Consider the following 9011-nt stretch of genomic DNA (forward strand, 5'->3'; position numbering starts at 1 on the left):
GCAGTTAATAGCGCCAAGAATTACTTGGTTGCCCAAAGCAGGAAACCGCCAGCGAGCGATGTTGATGCCGATGAAGCTGACTTCTATGAAGGCAGCGATGCATTAAAAGAGCAATCAACGCCTGAGCGTAGCTTATTGTCAGATGAGTTAGAAGCGACCCTATTTCGGGTTGTGGAAAAACTGCCAGATGATTTAAGAATGGCTATTACGCTTAGGGAAATTGAAGGGTTAAGCTATGAAGAGATTGCGAATGTAATGGGATGTCCGGTGGGAACAGTACGTTCTCGAATCTTTCGCGCACGGGAAGCTATCGACAAGGTCATACAGCCATTATTAGAAAATTGATTTTTTTTCGCGATGAAATTGAACTTTCACGGGATGAAATGAACTAATAAGCTGTGATAAGGTAGTTATCGATCATTCCGATCAGGATTTTATAATATGACGCAACAGCAAGAAAAAATGTCAGCCTTCATGGATGGCGAGACCGAAAGTTCCGAGATTATGGATGCCATTCTTCAAGATGAAGCGTTACAAGTTAAGTGGAAGCGGTATCATGTTATTCGCAGTGGATTGCGAAAGGAAGCAACTGTCGCTCCTCAAATCGACATCACTGCTGCTGTGGCTGCAGCGCTTGAAGATGAGCCTGTGGTTGTTGCACCTAAAACGTCGAGATGGCGCAAATTACCTGTAGTGGGAAATGTGGTGCCATTTGCGAAACAAGGTGGGCAGTTTGCCGTTGCCGCATCCGTTGCTGTGGCTGTTATTTTGGGCGTTCAACAGATGAATAAGCCTGAACCTGCAGAACCCTTCTCGACATTTGAGACCCGTACTCAATTAGGGGGATTAGCGCCCGTAAGTTTAGAACAGACCCGAACGCTACCCCGTAATGACATGAATATCATGTTAGAGAAGAAGCGTAAGATTAACGCTATCATTGCTGATCATGAGCAACAGGTACAGCTAAAACAGGCTGAAGAGCAGAGTAGATCAGTTGATGAGTCTGTTGAGTCTAACGTTAACTCAAATTAAGTTAAAATGAACAACGTGTTTTGTATTAACGTACCAGCTTCTTTGAAGCTGGTACGTGCGTTTTATTTGCTTGCTATTCTCTTGTTTGGGTTTACTTGCATTTCCTTTTCCGTTTTTGCCCAAGAGACTACCCCTGTAGCCCCTAGTGTGGACATGCCGGATGAAATTATTTCCGTGGAGTCCGATTCCTCAACGGCACCTGTCCCCCCCGCCATTGCCAAGGTAACTGAACCGGATAACACCCAGCCTTCGTCCTCGACCAAGCCCAATTCCGTGTCTGGTTGGTTACAGAAAATGACCAATGCCACCCGTACACTCAATTTCAAAGTGGCGTTTGTGGTGAGTCGCCTCAATCAGGAAACTGTGCCTTATTTATGGCGTCATGGGGTGGTTGCTGATGGCGCATCTTTAGAACAATTGAATTTACAAAATGGCCCAGGTCGAGAGCTTATTCGAGTGGGGGATGTGGTGAGTATTTTTGAACCGGACGCCACGCCCTACAGTTTGCGTTCAAAATACATTAATGGGCCGATTCCCAGCGAGTTGCTATATGAACCTGAGTCTTTGACTAAGGGATATGAATTTGTCCTTGTTGGCCGTGCTCGGGTTGCGGGTAGGCCGGCTCAGCAACTGCGTATTGTTAGCCGAGATAATACCCGCTTTAGCTATCAATTATGGTTAGATGAAGCTACGGGCATGTTTTTGAAGTTAAATACGCTGGATTTGCAGGGAAATATTCTCGAACAGATCCAGGTAACGGCAATGGATATTACCGATGCGCCGTCAGCGTATTTTTCCCGGGTGAATTTGTCGTCATTACCCAGACCATTGGCATTGCCGCCATCGACCAACCGCCAACATAGCTGGAAAGTCGAATACTTACCCAGCGGTATGTTTGAAGTTAAGCATGATATTCGCCGTTTGGCTTTAACCGGGCAGGTGGTAGAATACAAAATGTTTACTGACGGTCTGGTGGATGTGTCTGTGTATGTTCAATCAGCAAAAGAAGCGGTGGGAGCAGATTTGGTCTTGCGTCATGAACTCAATACATTCTTAACATTAACTGACGGTAAAGCTCAGGTAACGGTTGTGGGGGAAATTCCCCTTAAAACAGCCAATGCCATTGCCACTTCACTACGTTTAAAAGAGAATGGTAATGATTAAAGAATCCGCCATTGTGGTAGACGTGGATGACGATCGTATTGTGGTGGAAGCAGCGATAAAAACCACCTGTTCCAGCTGTCAGGCCCAATCAGATTGTGGTTCAGGGGTAATATCTCGCGCCATGTCACCTAAGTCACAGCGGCTGGTATTACACAGCCCGGTTCCTTGTCGTGTGGGCGATACCGTCACTATCGGAGTGCCTGAAGCCGGTATTATTTCCGCCTCGGTTTGGCTTTATGTGGCCCCTTTAATTCTATTTTTGGTATCAGCCATTGTGTTAGATAGAGGGCTCCCCCTCGTTGGCTTGTACAGCGAACTGTGGCCCGTTGTGGGTAGCATCCTGCTTACCATGCTCGGATTTGTTGCGATTTCCCGCTATTTAAAACAACAGGACAATACTAAATTTCAGCCTGTGCTGCTAACAGCCAATAGCCAGTTAAAGTAACGTTTTTCTCGCTATCTGGCTTGTGAACTATCCCTTCTTCGTTTCTTTGTCTGTGTTTTTATCTACCTTGCTGCTTATCTGGCGCTATTTTCATAGCGTTAAACCCGTTTCACCATTGGTGATTAGTAAAACTAACTTTTAACGCTAAACTATCAAAAGAAGAACAACACAAGTATAATCGCGCATAATTTTAGACCCTACGGGTATTGCAAGCGCTTAAAAGTATGATTTTAGGCACCCGATTAGGCATCCAGCATCAAATTTGGTATCGAATGAATCAAGATAAACCTTATAATATCAGTAATATAAGAAACTTCTCCATTATCGCTCATATAGACCATGGTAAGTCTACCTTGTCGGATCGGCTGATTCAGGATTGTGGCGGCCTTGCTGTTCGGGAAATGGCTGAACAGGTACTGGATTCTATGGATCTGGAACGTGAGCGCGGTATTACCATCAAAGCGCAAAGCGTTACCCTGAACTACACGGCAAAAAACGGTGAAACCTACCAGCTTAATTTTATTGATACACCCGGACACGTGGATTTTACCTACGAAGTGTCTCGCTCCCTTGCGGCCTGTGAAGGTGCGCTCTTGGTGGTCGATGCCGGGCAAGGTGTTGAAGCGCAAACGCTGGCAAATTGCTATACCGCCATGGATATGGACATGGAAGTGGTGCCTATCTTAAACAAAATTGATTTGCCCCAAGCCGAGCCTGAGCGGGTAGCTGAAGAAATTGAAGATATCGTGGGTATCGACGCCTTAGATGCCGTACGTTGTTCGGCGAAAACCGGCGTTGGAATCGATGAAGTTTTAGAAGTCATTGTTAATCGCGTACCGCCTCCTAAAGGGGACCATAAAGCCCCCCTTAAAGCGCTTATTGTGGATTCATGGTTCGATAACTATCAGGGCGTGGTGTCCTTGGTGCGTATTGTCGAAGGTGAGCTAAACGTCAAAGACAAGATTAAAATTATGTCTAACGGCCAGACCCACCAAGCTGACAAGGTGGGCATTTTCACACCGAAGCAAACCGATACCGGGGTATTGCGCGCAGGGGAAGTCGGCTTTGTGATTGCCGGTATTAAAGAGATCCATGGCGCACCTGTTGGCGATACCATTACCCTTGCACGGGAGCCTGCAGATGCAGCCTTACCCGGGTTTAAAAAAGTGAAACCCCAGGTGTATGCCGGGGTATTTCCAGTCAGTTCAGACGACTATGAAGATTTTCGTGATGCGCTGTCAAAATTGAGTTTGAATGACGCATCGTTATTCTATGAACCTGAAAGTTCAGCGGCTTTGGGTTTTGGTTTCCGTATTGGTTTCTTAGGCATGTTACATATGGAAATCATTCAGGAACGGTTAGAGCGAGAATATGATCTTGATCTGATCACCACAGCGCCCACAGTAATTTATCAAGTTGTTACCACCAAAGGTGAGAAAGTCCAGGTCGACAATCCTTCAAACCTGCCTGCGGTAAACGAAATTGCAGAAATTCATGAGCCTGTGGTTGAAGCGAATATTCTGGTGCCACAAGAATTTTTAGGTAATGTCATTACACTTTGCGTTGAGAAGCGTGGTATGCAGACCAACATGACTTATCATGGCAAACAAGTCGCGGTAACCTATGAACTGCCCATGGCCGAAGTGGTAATGGACTTTTTTGACCGGTTAAAGTCAACAAGCCGAGGTTTTGCTTCTTTAGATTATAACTTCAAGAAGTTTCAAGTTTCGGACATGGTACGGGTTGATATATTGATCAATGGAGAGCGGGTCGATGCGTTGGCAATGATTACTCACCGTGAAAATAGTCAAGGTCGGGGTCGTGAGTTGGTTGAGAAATTGCGGGAGCTGATCCCCCGTCAAATGTTCGATATTGCCATTCAGGCAGCTATTGGGAATCATATCATCGCACGCAGTACAGTGAAGCAGCTACGGAAAAACGTTATCGCCAAGTGTTACGGTGGTGACGTAAGTCGTAAGAAAAAACTGCTGCAAAAACAAAAAGAAGGGAAGAAGCGGATGAAACAAGTAGGTAATGTAGAATTACCTCAGGACGCGTTTCTTGCTGTTCTCAAGGTAGGTAAGTAATGGCAAACTATTTTTCAATCCTTTTGGTCATTTTAACGGTTGTAACAGGCCTGATTTGGCTTATTGATAGCTTCTTGTGGGCACCTGCACGCAAAGAAAAGCAGATGGCTGGTGGCACCGTTGCTTCAGGCTCCGCGCCTGAATCTGGCTATCAATTACCCTGGATTGTGGATACATCTCAGCAAATATTTCCGGTAATTGCTTTTGTTTTAATACTTCGCTCATTTCTTTATGAACCGTTTCAAATTCCATCAGGCTCAATGATGCCCACGTTATTGGTGGGGGATTTTATTCTGGTAGAAAAATACGCCTATGGGTTAAAAGATCCTGTTTTCCGTCATAAATTTGTGGAAACCGGTGCCCCGGAGCGAGGGGATGTGGTGGTATTTAAATACCCAGAAGACATAAACATTGATTATATTAAACGTGTGGTGGGCTTACCCGGCGATACAATTGTTTATCAAAATAAACAGATTTTTATTAAACCCTACTGTGAAAATGGGGCAAGTGATTGTCCCAAAATGAGCCCAGTGCCGTTAAAATTTGAAGAGCGCGGCGAGTTTGTTCAAGATATGACGCCCTTGCTGCGTTATAGCGAGCAACTTGGTGAAGTGAATCACGATATTCTACGTAACCCTGCTCGTAGTATTCCCAGCTCAAATTTTTATACGCAGCCAGGTACTCGGAGTAACGAATGGATTGTGCCTGAAGGCCATTATTTCGTCATGGGTGACAATCGAGAAAATAGCAAAGACAGCCGTTTCTGGGGGTTTGTGCCGGATGAAAACTTGGTGGGTAAAGCCGTGGCTATCTGGATCAGCTTTGAATTTGAACGGGCTGATGATAGTTGGTTGCCAAGTTGGGTGCCTACCGGTGTGCGTTTTAATCGCATAGGTGGCATTCAATAATGTCGGGAATTGATCGCTACTTGCGACTGGAAAAACTGCTAAATTATCGATTTAGTGATCGGGGCTTGCTTGAGCAAGCGCTGACCCATCGTAGTGCTGCTAAAAAACACAATGAAAGATTGGAGTTTTTAGGTGATGCGGTATTGGGAATGGTGATTGCCGATGCCCTTTATGTGCGCTTTCCTGAGGTAACAGAAGGGAAATTAACGCGGATGCGTTCTACCCTTGTTAAAGGCGATACCTTGGCAGAAATGGCAAAAGAAGCGGGGGTAGGGGAATTACTTAAACTGGGCCAGGGCGAATTGAAAAGTGGTGGTCACAGACGAAGCTCTATTCTCGCCGATGCCGTTGAAGCTATCCTAGGGGCGATTTATCTTGATGCCGGTATTGCTGAAGTTCAGCAGGTCATATTGCATCTTTGGTCGGCGCGTATCGATGGATTAGATCCTAATGAACACCCAAAAGACAGTAAAACGCGGTTACAAGAATATTTGCAATCACGGCGCGAACCTTTACCCGTTTATGAAGTGGTTGAGATAAGTGGTCAGGATCATGCGCAGACCTTTCAGGTTAGCTGTCAGGTATCACAGTTGTCCGAGCCGGTTTTTGGTGTGGGAAACAGTCGTCGTAAAGCTGAGCAACGTGCAGCGAAAGAGACCTTAGAGAGGCTAGAGAATGGATCTGCATGAGAATCCCACAACACATTGTGGTCTAGTTGCCATCGTTGGCCGTCCGAATGTGGGTAAATCCACCCTGCTAAATCGCATCTTGGGACAAAAAGTCAGTATTACTTCAAGAAAGCCCCAAACTACACGGCACCGTATTCTTGGTATTGATACCGAAGACGATAATCAAACCGTGTATGTGGATACGCCAGGGCTCCATCAGGAAGAAAAACGCGCCATCAATCGTTATATGAACCGGGCGGCATCCAGTTCACTGGCGGAAGTGGGCTTAGTCCTGTTCGTGGTGGAAGGTACCCGTTGGACCGATGACGATGCCATGGTGTTACAAAAAGTGAAAAACAGTGGATTACCCTGCTTTTTGGTGGTGAATAAAACCGACAAGGTAGAGGATAAGTCGGCCTTAATGACGCAAATCCAGTGGCTATCTGAAAAACACGATTTTGATCATATTTTCCCTGTTAGCGCGAAAAACGGTCGGCAGGTAGACGTGTTACGGGAAACCGTACAAGGCACATTACCACAAAGCGAATTTTATTTTCCTGAAGACTACATCACGGATCGTTCCAGTCGCTTTATGGCGGCAGAAATCATTCGTGAAAAATTAATGCGTTTCACTGGTGATGAATTACCCTATTCAACCACCGTGGAAATTGAGCAGTTTAAGTTGATGGAAAATGGGGTCTATCGCATCAATGGTTTAATTTTGGTTGAACGTGAAAGCCAGAAGCGGATGATTATCGGCAAAGGTGGTCAGCACATAAAAACCATTGGTGAACAGGCCAGAAGAGATATGGAAAACTTGTTTGATAACAAGGTTTTTCTTGAAATGTGGGTAAAAGTAAAACAAGGCTGGGCAGATGATGAGCGGGCGTTGCGATCGTTAGGATACAACGACGATTAATTAAATTTGCCGCGTGATTTACACACGTAAAGTGAGGAATTTATGTCGCTCTCCGAGATACGTCGTCAATATGCAAAGGGACATCTAACTGAAAAGGAATTAACCTCTCATCCAGTGACACTGTTTAAACAATGGTTACAAGATTCCATTGAAGCTAAGGTGCCTGATCCCACTGCTATGACAGTGGCAACTGTGGATGAAAATGGGCAGCCATCACAGCGCATTGTGCTATTAAAAGATGTCAGTGAAGAGGGTTTTTTGTTTTACACTAACTTAGGCAGTCGTAAAGCGAAAGAGCTCAGTCAGAATAATAAAATATCCCTGCATTTCCCTTGGTTTTTTATGGAGCGTCAGGTGCGTGTTTGTGGCATCGCCGAAAAACTCTCCACTGCAGAAAACGCCCGCTATTTTTTCTCCCGTCCTAAAGACAGCCAGTTAGCCGCTTTCGCCTCTAAGCAAAGCCAGCCGGTGGCTACAAAAGAGTTGCTGATGACGCAGTTTCAGCAGCTTAAACAGAAGTTTGCCGATAAGAAATTACCGGTACCTGATTTTTGGGGCGGCTTTCGGGTTGTGCCTCATCAAATAGAGTTCTGGCAAGGGGGAGAAGATCGCCTTCATGATCGGTTTGAATACAACCGCGACCCCCAAGGAAACTGGGCCTATCAACGACTCATGCCCTAACATCTCATGATTGACTCCCACTGTCATCTCGATTTAGCTGCCTTTGATAAGGATCGGGAGCACGTCTTATCCCGGGCGACGCAATGTGGTGTATCTGGCTTTCTTATTCCGGGCACCACCGCCGAAGGGTGGCAAAAACAACGTAAAATAAAAGCCCTTTACCCCAATATCTACCTGGCCTTTGGCTGGCATCCCTGGTTTCTTCACGATGATATGTCAACGGGCTGTCATATGCTTGAGGCTGCGTTAAACACCCATCGAGGGGAAATTGTCGCAGTGGGTGAGGTGGGGTTAGACGCAACCATCTCCATTCCCATGGCGCAGCAGGAGGCCTGGCTGGCCGAACAGTTGAGCTTGGCACAAGATGCCAAATTACCGGTTATTCTGCATCATCGCAAAACCCATCATCGTTTGCCTGCCATCATCAAAAACTCAGGGTTTAAAGAGGGCGGTGTTGTGCATGGTTTTTCTGGCGGTCCCCAAGTCGCCGAGACCTACCTTTCGTTGGGGTTTAAGCTGGGGATTGGAGGAACCATCACCTATCCGAGAGGAAATAAGACCCTAGAGGCAATTAAAGCCATGGGGTTGACGTCAGTCTTGCTGGAAACCGATGCCCCTGATATGCCCATGAGGGGGTTTCAGGGGCAACGGAATGAACCGGCCAACCTTGTTGAGGTGGTAAAGCCGTTACAAGGGCTTTTCGATGTCAGTGCCAAGGACATTTCCCGTATAACCGATGAAACCTTCCGTGGGGTGTTTGGTCGCCAATCATCCTAAGAACGCTTAAAAAAACCAGTGATACGGGGTTTGATATAGGGGATAAGGGGCGCATAACGTTTAATGGCAAATACCAGCAGCACACCATACAGTAAACTAAATACCCCAATAACCATTATAAGTTGCCCCCAAGACGTTTGCTGCTGGTAAAAAGCGTTAAGCTGTTGATGCGTCTTGGTGGCAATGCGAAGCATCCCAATAGGTTCGGAGCCTTCGTTGTGGATGGGCGTCATGTATGCCTGAGTGGGATGAACCTGGGTGACCAATGACCATGACTCATGTTGCCCAGCAAGTTGTTTGCCTGTTATATCGTAGATGGCAGCATCGGCA

At 46.1% G+C, this 9011-nt stretch carries 11 protein-coding genes; 10 read left to right on the plus strand and 1 reads right to left on the minus strand.

The annotated features are described in order from the left end of the window. From V5298_RS18375 to V5298_RS18420, 10 genes are all read left to right on the plus strand, one after another. A partial coding sequence (locus tag V5298_RS18375; protein ID WP_332932885.1) for a sigma-70 family RNA polymerase sigma factor occupies nucleotides 1–345 on the plus strand: 345 nt, incomplete at its 5' end. A gap of 96 nt (nucleotides 346–441) precedes the next feature. Further along, nucleotides 442–1032 carry a sigma-E factor negative regulatory protein gene (locus tag V5298_RS18380; protein ID WP_332932886.1) on the plus strand — a complete coding sequence of 197 codons (591 nt, stop codon included), beginning with the start codon at nucleotides 442–444 and terminating at the stop codon, nucleotides 1030–1032. Nucleotides 1033–1038: 6 nt separating this feature from the next. After that, the gene (locus V5298_RS18385) at nucleotides 1039–2196 is read left to right on the plus strand and encodes a MucB/RseB C-terminal domain-containing protein (protein WP_332932887.1); all 1158 of its coding nucleotides are present in this window, start codon (nucleotides 1039–1041) and stop codon (nucleotides 2194–2196) included. Further along, on the plus strand, nucleotides 2189–2641 hold the full coding sequence (locus V5298_RS18390; protein WP_332932888.1) for a SoxR reducing system RseC family protein: 453 nt from the start codon (nucleotides 2189–2191) through the stop codon (nucleotides 2639–2641). The genes V5298_RS18385 and V5298_RS18390 overlap by 8 nt, the downstream gene beginning before the upstream one ends. 272 nt (nucleotides 2642–2913) lie before the next feature. Next, the gene (gene lepA / locus V5298_RS18395; RefSeq protein WP_332932889.1) at nucleotides 2914–4728 is read left to right on the plus strand and encodes a translation elongation factor 4; all 1815 of its coding nucleotides are present in this window, start codon (nucleotides 2914–2916) and stop codon (nucleotides 4726–4728) included. Next, a complete protein-coding gene (lepB, locus tag V5298_RS18400; RefSeq protein WP_332932890.1) occupies nucleotides 4728–5636 on the plus strand; it encodes a signal peptidase I in 909 nt (302 codons plus the stop codon). Before lepA ends, lepB begins: the two co-directional genes overlap by 1 nt. Next, entirely contained in the window at nucleotides 5636–6325 is a 690-nt protein-coding gene (gene rnc / locus V5298_RS18405; protein ID WP_332932891.1) for a ribonuclease III, read from the plus strand. Before lepB ends, rnc begins: the two co-directional genes overlap by 1 nt. Beyond that, the gene (era, locus tag V5298_RS18410) at nucleotides 6312–7223 is read left to right on the plus strand and encodes a GTPase Era (RefSeq protein WP_332932892.1); all 912 of its coding nucleotides are present in this window, start codon (nucleotides 6312–6314) and stop codon (nucleotides 7221–7223) included. Before rnc ends, era begins: the two co-directional genes overlap by 14 nt. 42 nt (nucleotides 7224–7265) lie before the next feature. Next, on the plus strand, nucleotides 7266–7904 hold the full coding sequence (pdxH, locus tag V5298_RS18415; RefSeq protein WP_332932893.1) for a pyridoxamine 5'-phosphate oxidase: 639 nt from the start codon (nucleotides 7266–7268) through the stop codon (nucleotides 7902–7904). Nucleotides 7905–7910: 6 nt separating this feature from the next. Further along, nucleotides 7911–8681 carry a TatD family hydrolase gene (locus V5298_RS18420; protein WP_332932894.1) on the plus strand — a complete coding sequence of 257 codons (771 nt, stop codon included), beginning with the start codon at nucleotides 7911–7913 and terminating at the stop codon, nucleotides 8679–8681. Here the strand turns inward: V5298_RS18420 and V5298_RS18425 are convergent. Beyond that, nucleotides 8678–9011: hypothetical protein (locus V5298_RS18425; protein ID WP_332932895.1), on the minus strand; the 334-nt coding region annotated here is incomplete at its 5' end. The two genes, V5298_RS18420 and V5298_RS18425, sit on opposite strands and share 4 nt — an antisense overlap.

It is taken from the genome of Alteromonas sp. 14N.309.X.WAT.G.H12, from assembly GCF_036697315.1.
Lineage (GTDB): Bacteria > Pseudomonadota > Gammaproteobacteria > Enterobacterales > Alteromonadaceae > Alteromonas.

Excerpts from the sequence above, each read along its gene's own strand:
- V5298_RS18380 (WP_332932886.1), top strand. The coding sequence starts at position 442 with ATGACGCAACAGCAAGAAAAAATGTCAGCCTTCATGGATGGCGAGACC.
- V5298_RS18385 (WP_332932887.1), top strand. The coding sequence starts at position 1,039 with ATGAACAACGTGTTTTGTATTAACGTACCAGCTTCTTTGAAGCTGGTA.
- V5298_RS18390 (WP_332932888.1), top strand. The coding sequence starts at position 2,189 with ATGATTAAAGAATCCGCCATTGTGGTAGACGTGGATGACGATCGTATT.
- lepA (WP_332932889.1), top strand. The coding sequence starts at position 2,914 with ATGAATCAAGATAAACCTTATAATATCAGTAATATAAGAAACTTCTCC.
- lepB (WP_332932890.1), top strand. The coding sequence starts at position 4,728 with ATGGCAAACTATTTTTCAATCCTTTTGGTCATTTTAACGGTTGTAACA.
- rnc (WP_332932891.1), top strand. The coding sequence starts at position 5,636 with ATGTCGGGAATTGATCGCTACTTGCGACTGGAAAAACTGCTAAATTAT.
- era (WP_332932892.1), top strand. The coding sequence starts at position 6,312 with ATGGATCTGCATGAGAATCCCACAACACATTGTGGTCTAGTTGCCATC.
- pdxH (WP_332932893.1), top strand. The coding sequence starts at position 7,266 with ATGTCGCTCTCCGAGATACGTCGTCAATATGCAAAGGGACATCTAACT.
- V5298_RS18420 (WP_332932894.1), top strand. The coding sequence starts at position 7,911 with ATGATTGACTCCCACTGTCATCTCGATTTAGCTGCCTTTGATAAGGAT.